The organism is Psychrobacillus sp. NPDC093180 (assembly GCF_044754065.1).
Taxonomy (GTDB): Bacteria; Bacillota; Bacilli; order Bacillales_A; family Planococcaceae; genus Psychrobacillus.
Map to the genome: position 1 here is coordinate 108,215 of NZ_JBIVOJ010000011.1, position 19,695 is coordinate 127,909.

General features: G+C 37.3%; 21 protein-coding genes and 1 riboswitch. Of the genes, 8 read left to right on the forward strand and 13 right to left on the reverse strand.

Annotation, left to right across the window (positions count from 1 at the left end):
- Positions 1-5 precede the first annotated feature (5 nt).
- The 6 genes from ACIP9W_RS16915 to ACIP9W_RS16940 form a co-directional block, all read right to left on the reverse strand.
- Entirely contained in the window at positions 6-1,019 is a 1,014-nt protein-coding gene (locus tag ACIP9W_RS16915; RefSeq protein ID WP_282241699.1) for an ABC transporter ATP-binding protein, read from the reverse strand.
- A 36-nt stretch (positions 1,020-1,055) separates the two neighbouring features.
- Positions 1,056-2,009, reverse strand: coding sequence for an ABC transporter permease (locus tag ACIP9W_RS16920; RefSeq protein WP_400791700.1), 954 nt, complete (start codon positions 2,007-2,009; stop codon positions 1,056-1,058).
- A complete protein-coding gene (locus ACIP9W_RS16925; RefSeq protein WP_282241573.1) occupies positions 2,009-2,944 on the reverse strand; it encodes an ABC transporter permease in 936 nt (311 codons plus the stop codon). Before ACIP9W_RS16925 ends, ACIP9W_RS16920 begins: the two co-directional genes overlap by 1 nt.
- A gap of 15 nt (positions 2,945-2,959) precedes the next feature.
- Complete coding sequence (locus tag ACIP9W_RS16930) at positions 2,960-3,784, reverse strand: M55 family metallopeptidase (RefSeq protein WP_400791703.1); 825 nt, start codon at positions 3,782-3,784, stop codon at positions 2,960-2,962.
- 191 nt (positions 3,785-3,975) lie between these two features.
- Positions 3,976-4,380, reverse strand: coding sequence for a hypothetical protein (locus ACIP9W_RS16935; RefSeq protein WP_282241575.1), 405 nt, complete (start codon positions 4,378-4,380; stop codon positions 3,976-3,978).
- 820 nt (positions 4,381-5,200) lie between these two features.
- Positions 5,201-6,301: a 5-methyltetrahydropteroyltriglutamate--homocysteine S-methyltransferase gene (locus ACIP9W_RS16940; RefSeq protein ID WP_400791706.1), complete on the reverse strand. Its 1,101-nt coding sequence runs from the start codon at positions 6,299-6,301 to the stop codon at positions 5,201-5,203.
- Positions 6,302-6,394: 93 nt separating this feature from the next.
- Positions 6,395-6,495, reverse strand: a riboswitch (SAM riboswitch).
- A gap of 214 nt (positions 6,496-6,709) precedes the next feature.
- Between ACIP9W_RS16940 and ACIP9W_RS16945 the strand changes: the two genes are divergently transcribed.
- The 4 genes from ACIP9W_RS16945 (at position 6,710) to ACIP9W_RS16960 (ending at position 11,192) form a co-directional block, all read left to right on the forward strand.
- Entirely contained in the window at positions 6,710-8,203 is a 1,494-nt protein-coding gene (locus ACIP9W_RS16945; RefSeq protein WP_400791709.1) for a BCCT family transporter, read from the forward strand.
- 128 nt (positions 8,204-8,331) lie between these two features.
- A complete protein-coding gene (gene corA, locus ACIP9W_RS16950; protein WP_400791712.1) occupies positions 8,332-9,294 on the forward strand; it encodes a magnesium/cobalt transporter CorA in 963 nt (320 codons plus the stop codon).
- Between the two features lie 17 nt (positions 9,295-9,311).
- Positions 9,312-10,406, forward strand: coding sequence for an RtcB family protein (locus ACIP9W_RS16955; protein WP_400791771.1), 1,095 nt, complete (start codon positions 9,312-9,314; stop codon positions 10,404-10,406).
- Positions 10,407-10,919: 513 nt separating this feature from the next.
- The gene (locus tag ACIP9W_RS16960; protein ID WP_400791714.1) at positions 10,920-11,192 is read left to right on the forward strand and encodes a hypothetical protein; all 273 of its coding nucleotides are present in this window, start codon (positions 10,920-10,922) and stop codon (positions 11,190-11,192) included.
- Between the two features lie 71 nt (positions 11,193-11,263).
- Here the strand turns inward: ACIP9W_RS16960 and ACIP9W_RS16965 are convergent, their stop codons facing one another.
- The 4 genes from ACIP9W_RS16965 to ACIP9W_RS16980 form a co-directional block, all read right to left on the reverse strand.
- Positions 11,264-12,070, reverse strand: coding sequence for a hypothetical protein (locus ACIP9W_RS16965; RefSeq protein ID WP_400791717.1), 807 nt, complete (start codon positions 12,068-12,070; stop codon positions 11,264-11,266).
- 93 nt (positions 12,071-12,163) lie between these two features.
- Entirely contained in the window at positions 12,164-12,541 is a 378-nt protein-coding gene (locus ACIP9W_RS16970) for a hypothetical protein (protein ID WP_400791720.1), read from the reverse strand.
- Between the two features lie 19 nt (positions 12,542-12,560).
- A complete protein-coding gene (locus ACIP9W_RS16975) occupies positions 12,561-13,034 on the reverse strand; it encodes an acyl-CoA thioesterase (protein WP_282241582.1) in 474 nt (157 codons plus the stop codon).
- Positions 13,035-13,084: 50 nt separating this feature from the next.
- Complete coding sequence (locus tag ACIP9W_RS16980) at positions 13,085-14,047, reverse strand: DUF4003 family protein (protein ID WP_400791722.1); 963 nt, start codon at positions 14,045-14,047, stop codon at positions 13,085-13,087.
- Positions 14,048-14,141: 94 nt separating this feature from the next.
- On the opposite strand from ACIP9W_RS16980, the gene rluF reads away from it, so the two are divergent.
- From rluF to ACIP9W_RS17000, 4 genes are all read left to right on the forward strand, one after another.
- Positions 14,142-14,846 carry a 23S rRNA pseudouridine(2604) synthase RluF gene (gene rluF, locus ACIP9W_RS16985; RefSeq protein ID WP_400791724.1) on the forward strand — a complete coding sequence of 235 codons (705 nt, stop codon included), beginning with the start codon at positions 14,142-14,144 and terminating at the stop codon, positions 14,844-14,846.
- Positions 14,847-14,959: 113 nt separating this feature from the next.
- The gene (locus ACIP9W_RS16990) at positions 14,960-15,382 is read left to right on the forward strand and encodes an SRPBCC family protein (protein ID WP_400791726.1); all 423 of its coding nucleotides are present in this window, start codon (positions 14,960-14,962) and stop codon (positions 15,380-15,382) included.
- Complete coding sequence (locus tag ACIP9W_RS16995; RefSeq protein ID WP_400791728.1) at positions 15,383-15,733, forward strand: ArsR/SmtB family transcription factor; 351 nt, start codon at positions 15,383-15,385, stop codon at positions 15,731-15,733. It abuts the gene before it with no gap.
- 201 nt (positions 15,734-15,934) lie between these two features.
- Positions 15,935-16,288 carry a VOC family protein gene (locus tag ACIP9W_RS17000; RefSeq protein WP_400791730.1) on the forward strand — a complete coding sequence of 118 codons (354 nt, stop codon included), beginning with the start codon at positions 15,935-15,937 and terminating at the stop codon, positions 16,286-16,288.
- Between the two features lie 130 nt (positions 16,289-16,418).
- Here the strand turns inward: ACIP9W_RS17000 and ACIP9W_RS17005 are convergent, their stop codons facing one another.
- The 3 genes from ACIP9W_RS17005 to ACIP9W_RS17015 form a co-directional block, all read right to left on the reverse strand.
- Positions 16,419-17,960, reverse strand: a complete 1,542-nt coding sequence (locus ACIP9W_RS17005; RefSeq protein WP_400791733.1) for a Mur ligase family protein — start codon at positions 17,958-17,960, stop codon at positions 16,419-16,421.
- Between the two features lie 92 nt (positions 17,961-18,052).
- Positions 18,053-18,355, reverse strand: a complete 303-nt coding sequence (locus ACIP9W_RS17010) for a DUF6509 family protein (protein ID WP_400791735.1) — start codon at positions 18,353-18,355, stop codon at positions 18,053-18,055.
- A gap of 198 nt (positions 18,356-18,553) precedes the next feature.
- Positions 18,554-19,570 carry a serine hydrolase domain-containing protein gene (locus ACIP9W_RS17015; RefSeq protein ID WP_400791736.1) on the reverse strand — a complete coding sequence of 339 codons (1,017 nt, stop codon included), beginning with the start codon at positions 19,568-19,570 and terminating at the stop codon, positions 18,554-18,556.
- Between the last annotated feature and the right edge of the window lie 125 nt (positions 19,571-19,695).

Genomic DNA, 19,695 nt, shown 5'->3' on the forward strand with positions numbered 1-19,695 from the left:
CGCGCTCATCCAACCCTATCGCTATTCTTGATGACTTTCGCACGCTCATCTTGTAGCCAGCAGTCTACTCTATGAGCTTCAGATAACTTATTTGTAAATGGGTATACATGATCACAAACTTCCATCGCATAATCACAACGTGCTGTGAATGGACAACCTTTCGGAGGTGAAAATAAATCCGGTGGAGTTCCCTCGATCGGTTGCAATTCCTCGTCCTCTAAGTCTAGGCGAGGAACAGAGTTTAATAGTCCCCGTGTATATGGATGCTCTGGAGTATAGAAGATTTCTCGCTTATTGCCAATCTCTACAATTTTACCCGCATACATTACTGCAATGCGGTCTGCAATTTTTGCCACCACTCCAAGATCATGCGTGATTAATATAATTGATATCTTTTTCTTACGTTGTATTTCTTCAAACAACTCCAAAATTTGCGCTTGAATTGTTACATCCAGTGCGGTTGTCGGTTCATCCGCGATAAGTAATTCTGGATCACAAATAAGCGCTATCGCTATTACAATACGTTGACGCATACCTCCGGAAAATTGATGAGGAAATTGTTTTAAACGCTCCTCAGGGTTTGGAATTCCTACAAGCTTTAACATGTCGATAGCTCGTTTCTTTGCCTCCTGCTTTCCTATTTTTTTGTGGGTACGGAGACCTTCCGTTAACTGCTCCCCTATCGTTAATGTCGGGTTTAACGCAGTCATTGGGTCTTGAAAGATCATCGAAATATCCACGCCTTGGATTTTGCGCAGCTCTCCCTTTGTCAATTTCGTCAAATCTTTTCCTTTAAATAGAATATGGCCATTTTTAATAATTCCAGGTGGTTGAGGAATCAGCCCCATGATCGCATTTGAAGTCACACTTTTACCGCAACCCGATTCTCCAACGATGGCAAGTGTTTCTCCTTTATACAAGTCAAAGTCAACACCTCTAACAGCTTCGACTTCTCCTCCGTATGTTCGAAAGGAAACTTGTAAGTTATTAACTTGTAATACTTTCTCATCTGATATCATTTTCTTCTCTTTTTTCTTACGTTCATTCACCTATTCTCACCTCCTAAGCTTCGGATCCAGTGCATCTTGTAGTCCATCTCCTAGTACGTTAAAAGCAAACATTGTTAAGGAAATAAAAAATGCTGGGAAGAATAATCGCCACCAATGGCCAGATAGGATAACTGGCAAGGCATCGTTTGTCATCACACCCCAACTTGCAAAGGGTGCTGCAACTCCTAAACCTAAAAAGCTAAGAAATGCCTCTGCAAAAATTGCACCAGGTACAGTAAGTGTCATCTGTACAATAATAGGCCCCATCGTGTTAGGAAGTAAGTTTTTCCCAATGATTCGCGATGTTTTTGCACCAAATGATTTGGAAGCTGTGACAAACTCATAGTTTTTTATTTGCAAAACCTGCCCCCGAACAATTCGTGCCATTCCGACCCATCCAGTTACGGTTAGGGCCACAATTATTGTCGTTAAGCTTGGTCCCATTACAACCATTAGCAATATGACCACCAACAAATGTGGCAATCCATAAAGTACTTCGATGACGCGCATCATTATTGCGTCTGTTCTGCCACCCTTATACCCACTAAAGCCGCCATAGATAATACCAATAAAAAAGTCAATAAGCGCTGCCATCACACCTACAAACAAGGAAATTCGTGCTCCATACCATGTTCTAGTAAATACATCTCTTCCAGCTTCATCCGTACCGAACCAATGGGCTAAAGAAGGAGCTTTGTTTTGGTTGGGATAATCTGTTCCTGTAACGGAATAAGGAGATAAAATAGGTCCGAAAATAGCCATAAACAATAGGAAAATAAGGAAAACTAGTCCAACCATTGCTAGCTTGTTCTTTCTTAACCTCCTCCAAGCATCTTTCCAGTAGGATAAAGAAGGTCTGACAACAGATTCTGCTCTTCCTTGTTCTTTTTGTTTAGGTCGAAACCATTCGTCTTTTACACTTTGTGGGGATACTATTTTAGTTGTAGTTGAATTAGTCATTACGCATCCCCTTCTTTTCGATGTAGTTTTATACGTGGATCTAAGAAACCGTATACGATATCCACAAGGAATAGCATGAATACTAGAAATGCACTATAAAATACGGTCGATCCCATTATGACTGGATAATCACGGTTGTTAATGCTCTCTACGAAATATTTTCCCATTCCCGGGATAGCGAAGATCCTTTCAATAACAAACGTTCCCGTTAAAATTCCTGCGAGCATCGTTCCCATAATGGTGACTACAGGCATAAGTGCATTTCTTAATGCATGCCTAACAACTATTCTTACCGGTGAAAGTCCTTTTGCACGAGCCATTTTAATGTAATCCTGCGTTAACACCTCAAGCATACTTGATCTCGTTAAGCGCGCAATGATAGCCGTTGGTCCAGTTGCAAGAGCAAGGGTAGGTAATATCATATGTAATGGACTACTCCATGTGGCAGGAGGAAGCCATTCTAAATTTACTGCAATTTGCTGAATAAGTAAGGTCGCCAAAACAAAGTTAGGAACAGAAATCCCCACAACAGCAAAAGTCATTGCTGTATAATCTATAATCCCGTTATGCCGAAGAGCCGCGAAAGTCCCTAAAGTGACCCCCGACAACAAAGCGACTAAAATGGTGACCATTCCAAGCTCAAAGGAAATTGGAAATCCTCTTGCAAGTAATTCATTTACAGATTCATTGGGCTTTTTAATGGAAGGTCCAAAATCAAAAGTAACGATAGACTTCAAATAATATAAATATTGAATATGCATTGGTTCATCTAATTTATAAAACTTTTCTAAATTTGCTTGAATAGTAGGATTAGAAGTACGCTCATCATCGAATGGAGAACCTGGAATGGTATGCATCAATGCGAAAGTTAACGTAGCAATGATAAGAATCGTTGCTATCATCATTAAAAAGCGTTTAATAATATACTTCGCCATAAGCAAACTTCCCCCTTAACAAAATTTCGTTTGCATTGCTAGCTCTACCATTACAAGCATTGCACGGTAGGCCTCTAATATATCTTTCGCCTCGAACTTAACTATTGTTGTTCCTTCTATAATTTCACAACCGGGCATAAGAGCTGCCCATTCCGCCTGTCCATAGTTAGCAAACTCAATTCTTAACGTAGGATTTTTTGGTGGTACGAGAGGTTTTATTTGATCACTTTTGCTAATCGCTTCTTCCACCTTTTCTTTCAACAATGCATGTGCCTTTTGCGGATGCAATGTTTTAACGGCAGATCTAGAGATCGATTCTTTCACAACTGCAGTAACCACTCCAGGAATCAGCGCCTCTGCTTCCCTACACGCTCCATCATCCCCAGCAACCATAATAACCGGTACACCAAAGTGACCTGCTACATATGCATTTAATCCCAATTCCCCTATTTCCACATCGTTTATATACATATTTCTTACTCCAAATATCATAGAGTGACTCATAACCCCTGGTTGTCCTGCTCTTGAATGATAGCCAGCAAATACTGCACCTATGTACGATTCATCTAATGAGTGCACCATTGAAAACGGTTTCACATCACCTGTTATTAATGTCGCTTCTGGATGCAATTCCTCTATTAAAATATTATTCATCTTCGAATGACTATCATTCACTAAAACTTCTTTTACTCCACTTGTTAAAGCTCCATCCACAATCGCATTTGCTTCTTGCGTCATTATACGTCGTGCACGTTCATAATTATGTTTTCCCGAGTCTACAAATGTATGATCTGGTAAGCCTGTAATTCCTTCCATGTCAATTGAAAGAAAAATTTTCATATCCTATTCCCCACCCCTTTACTTTTTGCATACAAATTCCAAATCTAGAATAAGTTCTACTTTATCAAAAAATATAGAATATTACAATATTTTTTGAATTTTGAAATATATTAGATTTTCTACAATATAAAAAGCAAATGCGCTTTAATATAAAGGCATTTGCTCATCTAAACTAAAAGTCTTTCATTCTATTATCTCGGTTGCCCTGGGAAAAATTGTTGTTGACCCATTGGTTGACCGAATTGTTGACCCATTTGTTGGCCCATTGGTTGACCGAATTGTTGGCCAAAAGGCTGTTGGAATCCGCCTTGTTGCATCGGGAAAGCTTGCTGAGGTGGATTAACTACTACATTTCGATTTGTTTCAGTCCAGAAATGTTGTGGGACATTGACGATATGCTCTCTGTTCACATTCACAATCGGGTGAATCACCGGTTGCATTCTTGGTAAAAATGAATCCCGCACTCGATATTGTGGAGGACATACTATCGGCTGAGCAGCTGGTTGTTGCCACGGCGATACTTGCCCGCAACCACATTGGTTACCCCATTGTGGCATTTGTCCGCATGAACTACATGAATGACGATTTTGGTTCATGATTAAATCACCTCCTTCTTGCACTTATAGTAGTAAATGCAAAAGCCCCCCCGATAAACTAGACAAACATCTCAGTTCCATGCAAATAAAAAAACTTCCTTTTTTAAGAAGAGTTTGCACTGTACAGGAAAACGGCGTGTGAGTGAGATGAATGAAGCGTCCGCTGGGTGAGCGATGCGAGGAATCATTTGCCTACTAAGGAATAAAGGCTAAAGCGCCACTGTTTAATATTGAATGTTAGGAGATATTTGCAACTGATAAATACCAGTAAATGGTGGAACATGACGAAATGTGGTGCGAACGCGACAAAGCTAACAAAGCAGATGCTTTTTGGAAAGAAACCCTGAATAATGCACCATTATTATTAGCATCTCCCTCCAAGTAAACTTGCTTTATGAAAATTGGTTGCTCTCAGGAGTAATTTGGTTGCTTTCAGACTGAAACTTGTTGCTCTCAGACTGGAACTTGTTGCTTTCGACAGTTGTTCGGTTGCCCTTAGCCATTTATTAGGAATACCCATTCTGCAGCTAAATCCAAGCGATCACTTCATTCAACTCACTACCCAGAAGAGAGCAACCTGTACGATGAGATGACTGTAGCTGTGGTCTTTAAATTGCACTTAATATAGAAAAAAAGAACGTCTCCGAAGAATACGCTCTTTTCGATACTTCCCATATTTATGTGTGTGGTGTTTGTCATGCCATTTGTAACTTTCTTTCCCAACAATCAAATGGGACCTTCAGGAAAGAAAGCATTTTATATTTACTCGTTTTAGCCTATACAAATGGGTAATTGGCGTACGACGAGGTATTACCTTTTGTTATTTCCAGATTTCTTTTGAGATGTCCACGATGTATTTTAGTTTCTCCCACTGTTGCTCTTCAGTAAGTTTGTTGCCATGATGGGTAGAAGCAAAGCCACATTGGGGGCTAATACTTAGTTGATCGAGTGGTACATATTCAGATGCTTCTTTTACACGTGCGATAATATTTTCTTTGTTTTCTAGTTCTCCATTTTTAGAAGTGAATACACCTAATACTACCTTTGCCCCGCCGTTTGGAATATGTGCAAGTGGCTTGAAATCGCCTGAACGATCGTCATCATATTCTAAGAAAAATCCATCTACTTTTTCTTTAGCGAAAAAGGTTGGAGCGATTAGTGCGTAACTTCCTCCGAATGCCCAAGTTGATTGGTAATTTCCACGGCATAAATGAGTCGTCACCACTAAATCTTCCGGCTTATTTTCCAATACACCATTCATGACACGTAGTGCAAGGTCAATTAAAAACGCTCTTTCCTCTTCCTTATAAGGAATATCTGGTGAAGAAAGTCCAGCAATGTACACATCATCTATTTGTAAATATCTTACTCCCGCTTGATAAAATGCTTGAATTGCACCCTGGTATGCTTTAATAATGTCTTTTGCAAAGTCCTCTACATCTGGATAAATATTTTCGTCTCTTATACCAGGATGGAATAGCTGATTTGGACTTGGAATTGTTTGTTTTGCAACTGCACGTCCGTCTACAATTTTGTGGAACTCGATAAAGTCTTGGATAAATGGATGATCTGGGTTAAAAGAAATCTTACCAATGTTTCGAACCTCGTATTTGTCTGTTTCTAATCCTTCGAATTGATATCCCTTTTCAGGAACATATCCTTCAAATCCATTTAGATGTTCTAAAAAGTCTAGATGCCACCAGTCACGTCTAAATTCCCCGTCCGTCACAAGCTCTAAACCAACTTCAAGTTGTTTGTCTACAATACGTTTAATTTCTTTAGTTTCTATTTCTTTTAGCTGCTCTCTCGTGATAGTTCCGGCCTTAAAGTCTTTTCTTGCTTGTAGTAAGTTTTCTGGTCTTAATAAACTCCCAACATGATCTGCTCTGAATGGTGCTGCAATAGCTGTTTTTGTTGTCATAATGATTTCTTCCTCCTTAAATTTGAATTGGAAATCAAATAAAACCCCTTCTTAAAAACAAGAAGAGGTTTACACGTTATAGTAATGATTCTCTTCTTATCTTCAAGCACGAAACGCTTCTGGAATTAGCACAGTACTAAAAGCCTGTTGCTGAGGTATCGTAGGGCCAGTCCCTCCACCTCTCTTGATAAGAAAGTTGTTCTATTTGATTGCTTACTAGATTACAGACTTTTAACTATTCTGTCAATACTGAATTTTAAATAATTCAACACCTCTCTTATAATTGTTTGAAATCTTTAAATTTTGGGTACAACTCTGAAGAAACGGAACCCTTGATATCATTTGATTTCACCTTATTTTATTAGTATAGTTAGACATTTAAAATTATCCATTCTACGAGGGGGAAGTATGAAGAAACTATCTATTACATTTTATATCACTATGGGCTTAGTCATATTAGCCGCAGGGTATGGAGCTCTCCAGCCCGAAAGTTTTGAAACAATTACTACAACTATTAAAAGCTTTGTTGCATCCTCGTTTGGTTGGTACTACATGCTACTAATGACGTTTATGCTAGCACTAAGTATATTTTTTATCTTTAGTCCATACGGAAAAATCCGCTTGGGAAAAGATACAGATCGCCCACAGTTTTCAACGGTGACATGGATTTCTATGTTGTTTTCTGCTGGTATGGGAATTGGGCTTGTTTTTTATGGCGCTGCTGAACCTTTGTCGCATTATGCTATCAATCCAGCAACTGCAGAACCAAATACAGCTGCGGCCTTTAAGGAAGCTCTCCGTCAGTCCTTTTTTCACTGGGGATTTCACGTGTGGGCTATGTACGGGGTTGTTGGATTATCCCTTGCCTTCTTCCAGTTCCGTAAAGATGAACCAGGGTTAATATCAGCAACATTGAAACCGATTTTCGGTAAAAAGATGGAAGGACCATTTGGTATCCTGATAGATGTTCTTGCTATTTTTGCTACTGCGTTTGGTGTAGCTACTTCACTTGGATTTGGTGCCGTTCAAATTAATGCAGGTTTGAACTATCTTTTCGGCATGTCAATTGGAATCGTTTCTCAGATAATTATTGTTGCTATCGTAACGGTTCTGTTTATTGCTTCCGCATGGTCCGGTTTAAGTAAAGGAATTAAATATTTATCGAATACTAACTTAGTATTAGCGCTTGCAATACTTGTTTTTGTTGTCCTTCTCGGTCCAACATTACTCATTTTTGATATGCTCACGGACTCTTTTGGAGGGTATTTAGCCAACATCGTTCAAATGAGTTTACGTACAGCACCACTCAGTCTAACTGATCGCGAGTGGCTGGAAGATTGGACAATCTTTTACTGGGCCTGGTGGATTTCATGGGCTCCATTTGTAAGTATGTTTATAGCTCGTGTATCAAAAGGGAGAACGATTAAAGAGTTTGTTACTGCCGTATTGGTTGCGCCAACGATACTTGGAGCAATTTGGTTTTCCGCTTTCGGTTCAACTGCCATTGATATGCAAAAAAGAGGCGTCGCTGATTTAGCGAAAGCGTCTACTGAGTTGACTATATTTGAAATGTTCCATGCAATGCCCTTGGCGACAATTGTATCGATTTTTGCCGTGGTACTTATTGCATGCTTTTTCATCACATCGGCCGATTCTGCCACCTTTGTTCTCGGTATGCTCTCAACAAATGGCTCATTGACTCCGCCAAATAAAGTAAAACTTATTTGGGGAATTACCTTGTCAGTCATCGCAACCATTTTGTTAGCCGTTAACGGACTCGATGCATTGCAGAATACCATCATTATTGCAGCTTTACCTTTTTCTTTTGTGATGCTTTTCATGATCGCCTCTTTAATAATGGGATTAAGAAAAGAAGTGAGGCAAACAAAAACCAAAAAGTAAAAAAAGTAAAATGCCAAGGACTAACCATATTCCCTTGGCATTTTACTTTTGTATACGAATAATTACGGAATGATTTTGAATACATAGAGTGAATTATGAGATAATAGAGACTGCAAGGGGGTTTTAGTATGATCCGAACAATTGGAAGAACTACCAACCAAGAAATAATCAGCGATTTTCAGCTGGAGGATATAAAAGAGAAAATGTTCGAATGGTATTGGGTTGATATTGGTGAACCTACAAAAGAAGAGGAAATATTACTTAGCTCCTTCTTTCATTTTCATCCACTTGCAATTGAAGACTGTTTGTTTAGACTTCAACGGCCAAAAGTGGATCATTATGATGGCCATTCTTTTTTTGTGTTGCATACATTTAACGAAGAAACACTGGAAGCAGAGGAACTAAATTTGTTTGTTGGAGAAAACTTTATAGTTACTTTCCATTTTCTTCCTATGCATGAATTAGATCAAGCACGCGAACGTATTGTGGAAAATTCAAAATGGTGGAACCGCGGAGCGATGCATGCAACTTATCATATTGTTGATAAAGTGGTGGATGCATATTTTCCGATTGTCTATAAAATTGAAGATTATTTAAACGATATAGAAGATAAGCTATCCTCCGATGTATACCATTTATCCTTAGATCAAGTGTTTGACCTACGAAGTGATTTATTGAGATTGCGACGAACAATTCTTCCAATGCGAGATTTAATCTACAGAGTGTTGAATTCTGAACGTGTCAATCTGCAACAAACTGAAAAAGCCTACTTTGGGGACATTTACGATCACCTATTAAAGCTTGCCGATATGGTGGAATCGAACAGAGAGCTAACAGCTGATATTCGAGATAGTCAAATGTCCATCAACTCGAGTCAGATGAATCGAATTATGATGATTTTAACGACTGTTTCCACCGTTTTCATCCCTTTAACATTTATCGCTGGAGTATACGGAATGAATTTCACGAATATGCCAGAACTTGAATGGCGTTATAGCTATTTTATTGTGCTTGGTATTATGTTAATTATTGCAGTATCGATGCTTGCTTGGTTTAAATACAGAGGCTGGTTTAACTTATTCAAAAACTAACTTAATGAGGTGAAATGTTGATAGAAATAGAAGGAACATTTAATCGTGCACTTGTTTTTACGAATACAATTGAGGAGACGGCAAAGCGTCAAGTAGAAGAGCTTTGTAGCCTTCCCTTTTTACAAGATACGAAAATACGCATGATGCCGGATCTTCATGCTGGGAAAGGCTGTACCGTTGGAACAACGATGACGATTTCAGACAAAGTTGTACCTAATTTTGTTGGAGTCGACTTAGGATGCGGTATGATTTGTGCAAAACTAGAGCTTAAAAGAGAAGATGTTAACTTCGAAAAGCTAGATAAAACGATTAAAAAAAACGTCCCAAGCGGAACGCGAATTCGAAACAAGGAACATCGTCATACAATAGAAATACCATTTGCAGAGGTTGCTGCTCCTATTAATGAAAGTCGCGCTCGTTTGAGTCTAGGAACTCTTGGCGGTGGAAATCATTTTATTGAACTGAACGAAGGAAATGACGGCAGTATCTATTTAGTTATTCACTCGGGAAGTAGAAATTTAGGAAAACAAATTGCGGAACATTATCAGCAAGTTGCCCATCAATCTCTGGGGGATTCTGTTCCGAAAGATTTAGCATATGTAGAAGGTCAAAATATGAAAGATTATTTATGGGATCTTTCCATTGCACAAAAGTACGCAGCACTTAATCGTAAAACGATGGCTGATGTCATTTGTAGGGGGATGAATTGGAAGATTGAATCAGTATTCGACACGATTCATAATTATATCGATTTAGACAATATGATTTTACGTAAAGGTGCTATTTCTGCACAGGATGGAGAAATTGTCATTATTCCGATGAATATGCGAGATGGTTCATTAATCTGTCGAGGAAAAGGCAATCCTGATTGGAATTATTCTGGTCCACATGGTGCAGGTCGTATTATGAGCCGTTCCCAAGCCAGAAAGCTCGTGGCATTGGAGGACTTTCAGGATTCGATGAAAGACGTGTGGAGTACTTCTGTTCTAGCGAGTACGGTTGATGAATCACCATTCGCTTATAAAGATATGCAAGACATACTTGCACATGTTGAGGATACTGTAGATGTGTTAGAAGTGATTAAACCAATTTACAACTATAAAGCACATTAATCTAGAAAGGGGCAAGATGCTTCGTTCCAAGGCATCCTCTCTTCATAGTTATTAGTGTGCTTCGGACACCCAATCAGCTATATCATTAACATGTAAATCTTAAAAGGGATGGAAAAGGGCTTGCCCATTTTCATCCCTTTTCTCTGTAATCCCATGGCTGTCGATGGCCCGTCGCCCGTTTAAAACACTCGAAGTCAATTTGACTTTGTATTAGGTTAACTAATGAAAAAATACTTTCTAACTTTTAGAACAGCACCCGAAGATACAATTTCGGTTGCTTTTTGCCCCATCTGATAGTTATCACTAACATCTTCCAAATATGCACTTCGCACAATATCCAGAATCTTGAATACTCCTTTTATTGATTACTTTTCTCGAAGCAGTAGCCTTCCATCCAACAAATGAAATATTGGTAACGTGTTGTATACTTAAATAAGATATAATTCACTGCTCTGTATATTCAGATATAACACTGGAAATCTAATACTTTTCAGAGTCTAAGGAGTGACAACAATGAAAGAAAAACAAAATTCCAACTTAAAAAATAGCCTTTTCTCACTGTCTATGATTTTATCTATTATTGGTGTGAGATTAGTTGATCAATATATCTATGAAATGAGCATCTGGCTCGGTTTAATAGTGGTTGTTCTTTTGACTACGGTATTAAATAAATTAATTGACTCTATACCGAAGCTTGACAAGGAAATAACTCCAAAAACCAAAATTACACTGAATATCTCATCTTTAGCAGTCATCTGCATTCTTTTTTACACGTTTACTCTGTAATCAAAAAATAAACATGTAGATTAGTTTATAACTTTAAAGCACATTAAGAAGGAGTTGACATGGTCAGCTCCTTATTGATTGTTGGTCCAGTAATAAAACAACGCGGCAAAAGTTAATTTTTCTATATGAGATAAATCAGAAGCCAGCGATACATGCGTGTTCATCGCTTGTGCTTCAAACGCTGGGTGTGTTGCATAAGGAAACATACCAAAACGGTAGGTTGCCAGGCGTTTTCCCTCAAAGTTATTTACGTCTATATCTCCATATGCACTTTTTGCTTTCATTTCGTGCATTTTTTCATTATTAGCATCGAAAATAATCGCTCTATTTTTCACGGAAGCAATTGGCATAACGATTGTAGAAATAAGTGTTTTTGTTTGGTCATATACGCTCATTTGCATAAACTTGAATTTGTTTCTAATGGAAAATTGACTAACAACTTTCCCATCCATTGTCCTCAAATCATATGTAATTGGAAAAAATAATCCACTTTTAAAAATAGCAAAGGTAGTTAGTTTACGCTTTAGTGGTTCATCCTTTGTCGGTGTAATCATGTAAAGCCGTTCTCCTGTATGAGAAACTAAGTAACTATTAGGAATGAGCGATACATCATTTTGAAAGTTTAACTCATTAACAGGAAATTCGATCGAATAATATTCGCTATCTATTTTCTTCTCATCTGGTAACTTTTCTGCAGCATGCTGAAAAAAGTAAGAAGTACCTAACAGCATGCATACTGAAAATCCTAACATAAAATGAGTCTCGAAATCTTTCCACATAACATCTTTAAAAATAAAAACTAGCGCTATATAGATGACTAATGTTAACAATGAACCTAACTTCGTATACTTTGCCGTCCGTTCATATATATGCTTCATTTGCAACACCTCTACAAATACATACGATTGAACATTCTTATAGTTTCACAAAAAACTTTAGAAGCTATATCTTTATAACTTCTAAAGTGAATTTTACGGATTTTTCAATGCCCGCCCAAATATTCTTTTTAATAAGTAACCTAAACCGTATAAACAGATGAATACAAAAAGGACTAATAACATTGTTTCCAAAGGGTAGGATAAAGAAAGTGGATCTAAGAAAATCTGAAACAACACAAGTAAATAAATAATTCCAGCACCACCTGTTAGTAATACTATCCCGATTATAGCTACTTGAGGGAAAGAAAGCTTCTTTATGTGTTGCCGATGTTTTACTAACTCCAGAATTATTACAAAAGCTATAATGATAAAGGTGATTGTCAGTTCCTTAATATACATAGAATTGATCAAATAAACGACGAGCAGCATAATCAAAATATATTTATAAAGTTCGTCGATTCGCTTTAACATGCGATCACTTCCTACTCTTCTAGTATCTCATCTCCATGCGTTGTCTACGATGTAAGCGTCTAGCAGGTCCCGTTTCAAATAATCGAATTTCCTCTTTCGTTTCTGGATGAATACCTTTTACTGGAATAGGTTTATTGTTTTCATCCACCGCTACCATTGTTACAAAAGACTCGGTCGTTAGCTTTTCTTCCCCAGTTAAAACATTTGTTGATGTTACACGTACATATACTTCCATGGAAGAACGGCCAGTCGAGGAAACAATTGCATCTAATTCAATTACATCCCCTACTCTTGCGGAAGAAACAAAATCTACTGAATCTATAGATGCTGTTACAACAGCTCCTTTTGCATGCTTCATTGCCGTAATTGCCGCAATTTCATCGATATAGGCAAGTACTTTTCCACCGAAAATTGTTTGATGATGGTTTGTGTCTGGTGGAAGGACTAAATGGGTTTGAATTGTTCTAGATTGGCTCATCGGATTTGTTTTCATATTTATTGCTCCTTTTAATCGTCTGTTTCATTGATAGTATACCATGATGTTTAATTGGTACCGGAAGACGCTGCTACACTCGTTGCCGCAATAGTAGAAATCATCATCGCTTGTTGCGCTTGCAAAATAAGTTCTAATGAGGTTGCCATCGAAATTGCGGCAGTTGTATATATATCTTTTGATGATCTTAAAGAAAGTCCAAAAGCTATTGGCAGTGCAGATTCTTTATACCAGGAAAACAACTTCATATTTGCGATTGATTCGTAAGTAGTCACGATCTCATTTAACTGATCTTCCTCTAATTTTAGGGCAGCCATAAATCCAATAATCGGATATTGTGGAGCCGACGTTTTTATTTTGACAGTTTTTAACCCATCCCGAATAATAACTGCTCGTTGTATTAAGCTTTCTTCATAATTGGGACTCGTATATGTTAATACCTGGGACATCCATTGTAATTCATTTCCTGCGTAAAACTTATAATCTTTCAGCTGTTTGTAATACCTATTCATCGTTTCCGCACGAAGAGCAGTGTCACCTTCCAGCTTTCCTAAAAACATTGCATAAGGATAGTCATCTGTAGATGTTAAAAAACGATGATGTTTTTTCATATCTGCCATTAGTTGTTCTGCACGCTTTATTTCTCCTGACCAATTCTCTTTGTCATCAGACATCATTAACGCGGCTAAATACGCATAGCTATTCATCTTAAAAGATGCTGCTTTTAATGCCTCTGCTTTTACTATAAGCAAATCGACCGCTTGTTTCGGTTCCATATCACTTACATCGAGCGTAGATACGAAAAGAGGATGTAAGTGAGAACGCAATGGACTAAACATGCCTACACTTTTTTTAATATGCGTTGAAATCTCATTGTATCTTTTTTCGTTAAATTCTCTCTCTAATGTTACATAATACCCTGCAAGTGATAATGTTACTCTCTTATCTACCGTCCATCCTAAAACTTTTTTAAGTGCATTATATGTTCGTTCGATTTTTTCATTTACCATCATCTTCACTCACTCCTTTTCTTTTTTACGGAATTTGCACTATAATGGTTTCACGCTTTGATATAATTATTTTAACTCATAAAAGTAGGTGGCAATCATGCGTATAAATAAATTTTTAAGTGAAGCCGGCATTGTATCTCGCCGAGGAGCGGACAAGTGGATCACAGATGGAAGAGTCATGATAAATGGAAAGCAAGCAGAGTTAGGTAGTCAAGTAGAAGCCGGAGATGATGTACAGGTAGACGGAAAACCAATTGTTGTGGAACAACCACTAGTGTACCTTGTTTTAAATAAGCCTGTAGGCATCACAAGCACTACGGAACGCCATATTAAAGGAAACATCGTCGACTATGTGAATCATCCACTTCGCATTTTCCATATAGGTCGATTAGATAAAGACTCTGATGGCCTCATCCTATTAACGAATGATGGTGATATCGTAAATGAAATTCTTCGTGCCGAAAAAGGTCATGAAAAAGAATATGTTGTCACAGTCAATGAAAAAATTACAGATACTTTTTTAGCGAAAATGGCGGCAGGAGTTAACATCCTTGGAACGAAGACCCTTCCTTGTAAAGTAAGAAAGTTAGGACCCAATACGTTTAACATTATCTTAACGCAAGGTCTAAATAGACAAATTAGAAGAATGTGTTCTGCACTTGGCTTTACTGTAAAACGATTACAACGCATTCGAATTATGAATATTACAATTGAAGGACTTCCTATTGGAGAATGGAGAGAGTTGACGGAAAACGAGAAAAAAGAATTATTCACGACACTTGACTATTCCCCTAAACGGTAATTGCAGAAACATCTGATACTGTTTTAATCATTTGACATAACACCAAAAGGTTTCATATAATAAACAAAACGAAACTAAAAGGTTTCATATTCAAAATGAAAGCAGGGAAATCGATGGAAAATACATTACCAGATATCACGCAAACAATCGTATTAAATGCGCCCATTCAAAAAGTATGGGATACAGTAACAACATCCGAGGGCATTGCCTCATGGTTTATGCCAAATGACTTTAAACTAGAAGTAGGCCATGAATTTCATATTCAATCACCTTTCGGACCATCTCCTTGCAAAGTAACAGAAGTAGATGCTCCTAATAAGCTTACATTTATATGGGATACAGATGGTTGGGTCGTATCCTTTATTTTAAAAGAATTAGGGAATCAAACGGAGTTCACGCTCATACACGGTGGGTGGAAACAGCCGGATGCAATCATTCCAAAAGCAAATCAAAAAAGCGCTATTATTCGTGAAACAATGTCTCAAGGTTGGGTAGGCATTGTCCAAAACGGTTTGCGAAAGGCTGTTGAAAATTAATTGTCCTCCTCTGCACAAAAATATGATGTGTTTCAAGCAATAGCAGACCCAACGAGGAGAGAAGTTTTAAAGCTACTCGCTCATAAAGAACTTCCTATATCGGAAATTACTTCCCACTTTCCGATGAGTCGTACAGCAATTGCCAAGCATCTTCATATACTTTCAGAAGCCAATTTAGTGAGCGGACAAAAAGTCGGTAGAGAAAAAAGATATCATCTACAACCAGAAACCTTTCAGGAGTTAAGAGATTGGCTTTCTTATTATGATCAATTTTGGAATAATAAGTTGTCTATGTTGAAATATGTAGTCGAAGACGAAGAAGATTGCAGAAGTAACATAGAGACCGATTGAATATTATCACGAGTTTCATTTCCTAGCGTAACATTCAAAAATGACTATCCAATTTTATATTGATTGGATAGTCATTTTTTGTTGCATATTTATTATTTTCGACTGATGTAATCTTAGTGAATATAAAATCCTTTAAAAAAGACAGGATTTTATATTAGATAGATGGAATATTAACATATAAAAAATTTATAGGGGTGTTTTATGAATAATCCTATCTTAAATCAAATCGGAACAGTATTTATTCCGGTAAGCAATATAGAGAACGCGAGAGATTGGTACTCTGATATTTTAGGATTAAAAACAGAAGGAAAAATTCAGTTTGGTCATCTTTACGTTATTCCTATGGAAGGTACAGGGATTGTATTGGATAGCAAAATTTATTCAGAGGAAAGAATATTTAAAACACCAGCATTCCACTTAAATACTAAAAATATTGAAGAAGCATTTCATTATATGCGTAATAAGGGTGTAAATTTGACTACAGATATAGAACATAATCATTATTTTAATTTCAAAGACCCTGATGGAAATGAAATAATGATTTGTGAATGTTAGTTTTAAGTTTAAGGGTGTTTTAATAAAATAGCCCAGTTAAAGACACTGGGCTATTTGTGAGATATATTGTGAGTTCTAATAATTCGATGGAAACCAAAACATTATGCATATTATCGGTCTTTTTTCGTTATTATGAATTACCAGCTACACGTTTTTCAAGTGCTTGAAATAATTTCTTTTTGTCTACATTTGGTCGAATTGTTTCCAGTTGTTCTAATGCTATTTTTGCACCGTAATCCATTCCCTGGCAGCCTGCAAGTAATACAAGATCACCTTCTTCAATGTTCTGTAGGCCTTGTTCTATTGCACTTGGCAACTCCTCATATAAACGAACATTAATTCCTGCCTCTTCCATTACCTCTTCAAATACTGCAAGTTCGCTATCGGAGACAACATCCTTTTGAGTTACATGCGAACGGCTTAATGTAGCTATCACTTCATGTATCCCTAGTCTAGGCGCCCATTTCGCAATTGTCTCCGCATTCTCTCTATTCACGGTAACTCCTCGATCTCCTCTTATTGCATACACAAGACAAATACGGTTAAAATCCATTCTTTCTAATGTACCTAACGTAATATCTATGTTCCCGCTATTTGCAAAGTGGTCATCGATAATTTTAAAATCATCTTCAAAGATAATTTCGAAACGGCGTTCCACTCCCACAAACTCTTTTAGGCTCTTTTGAATCGTTTCAACAGGCACTTCGCATAATAAGCCAATAATGATACTAACGATTGAATTATATACAGAATGGAAACCTGGTGTAGAAAGTTCAATTTGGAATTGTTGTTTTGGAATCACAAGATCCTTCGTAACTATATCTTTAGAGATGACTACTGTGAATTTTGCTCGACCAGTTGATAAATCGAGGTTTTTGCAAGTTACATCTGCAGACTGTTCTTCCACACCATAAGTGATGACTTCCGCTTTTGTTTGGTTTACAAGAGAGGCCGAATACGTATCATCTAAGTTTAAGATTGCTACTTTATCCTCACCAGCGTTACGAATAAGACTAGATTTATGTTCAAAATAATTTTCAAATGACGAATGTAAATCGATATGCTCGCGACTAATATTATTCAAAGTAACAATATCAAAATCCACGCAGCCTACACGATTCAATTCAAGTGCGGATGAAGACACCTCCATCGTCGCATGTGATACATCCTCTTCCACCATTTGTGCATAAAACCGTTGTAAATCTAAAGATTCAGGTGTCGTCAGCTCAGATGGTTCCGCATAATCACCGATTTTCACCACAACGGTGCCCATTAATCCTGTTTTCAAACCGTGGTTTTCTAATATAGCATTTGTCATAAACGAAGTGGATGTCTTCCCGTTTGTCGCAGTAATGCCAATCGTTTTTAATTTTCTTGTTGGGTGATCATAAAATGCATCTGCAAGTGTGGCAAGTGCAATTCGACCGTTTTCTACTTTGTACTGAGGTACTTCCAAACCTTCTATAAAGTCCTCTACTACAAGTGCTACCGCTCCATTTTCAACTGCTTGTCCAGCAAACTGGTGTCCATCTACCTTAAACCCTTTTATACAAACAAACACTTGTCCTTCTTTCACCTTACGTGAATTATAAGCAAGTCCTGTTATATCTATTTGTTTTGCATTTTTTACTTCAGTTATCTTGATATGTTCCATTAACTTGATTATTTCCATTAATGTGGCCACCTTTTTGTGAAATCATTGTATATTTCAGTTTACCCCAATTTACAAAAGAAGAAAACCGAGAAGAACGTCCCTTCTCGGTTTTAAATTGCTTCGTTATAATGTTCTTTACAAAAAGCAAGAACTTCCACTTCTTCTTCCTCTTCAAGTCCAAAGTCTAGCACTTTGCCATTGCTTCGATTCAAGAAATGGTATTGTACGATTCTTTCTTCCGTTTCTACAACTGCTAAAATTACTCGTAAATCCAATGAGCTGTCCTCATCAAATAACTCGTCATCTTCCGGCACTTCGATCCCCAATAAAAACTCATAGCGATCACCCGTAATAATGCCTGTTGGGTCTTTTATTTTTTCAACCTCATAGGATGTTATTTTCAAAAAGTCCACCTCCGTTTATACAGTTTATCATGTTTTGTAAATAAAATAATCCAATTTATATGTTATTGCTATAAAGATTATATATAGAAGAAGAGGAAAAACCCATGAAACACAGTTCCACTTGTCTCCTACATACTAGTATTCGGAAAAGCGCTGTATTCTATTCTTTTTACCGTTATCCATATAAAAAAGTAAGAAACGAAAAAATCAATTTAATCTGCCCTCTATTTCACTCATAATCTTATATGCGCCACTAGAAATATTTGCACACACCGCAAGGCTAACATCTATTTCTGGATAATAGGATGAATGAAAGCTTACCCCGGGATCATATCCCATCAAATGATACTTAAAAATAGTATCCTCTTTTTTCTTTATCCATACCCCATAGCCATAATAATCATCCGCTTCTTCCTGTACATGAGGTGTCAACAATGTTTTCGTCAATGACTCGCTTAATAATCTATAATTCACAAGAGCATCCCAAAACTTCAGCATATCCCCTACCGTTACAAAGGCTCCCCCATCTGAACCACCTTGAACAGGAATAGAGTACATATTAGTTTTCCAAGTTCCATCCTCATGCTCTATGTATCCGAGTGCTGTTTTTACTGGAAGCGAGTCTAATGCGAAATAACCTGAATCCGTCATCTCTGCTTTTTCAAAAATGGATTTTTGTACATAATCCTTAAATTCAAGGCCACTTGCTTTTTCGATGATTAAACCGAGCACGATAAAACCAGCATTATTATAGTGAAATTTCTCTCCCGGGCTAAACTTCATTTGGGCATGTTGGAAGAATGGTAAAAAATCTTGAAGACGTCTCATGTGATACATTGGCTTTTCTATCCATAGTTCCTCAAAGTCATCCATTATCTCCTCATCGAAATAGTCAGGAATACCGGAAGTATGAGTCAGAAGATGATGAATTGTAATATTTTCACTGAAATTTGGAAAGGAGATGTCTAGGCATTCCTTTAATTTACTATCGAACGAAAGCTTACCCTCTTCTACAAGTCGGCTAATAGCGACCGCTGTAAATATTTTGCATCCCGATGCTATTCCAAATCGTGTGCTTATCTCATTATCTACTTTATCTGCTCGATTGGCATAGCCATAACTACTTTTAGCAAGCACTTGTTCTCTTTGTTTTACAAGAATGGATCCTGAAAAACCTATTTCTTTTTGAGTATGTTCAATTTGTTCCTTTAAACCATTTCCCATTCAAATCACCCGCTTTGTAATTTTCAAAAAACTATTGGTTCTTCCATTGTACACTATTATTCTTAGTCCTCGTAAAGTCTTAACTAGAATATAAGTCAGGAGTATTCTACAATAGACTTACTAGA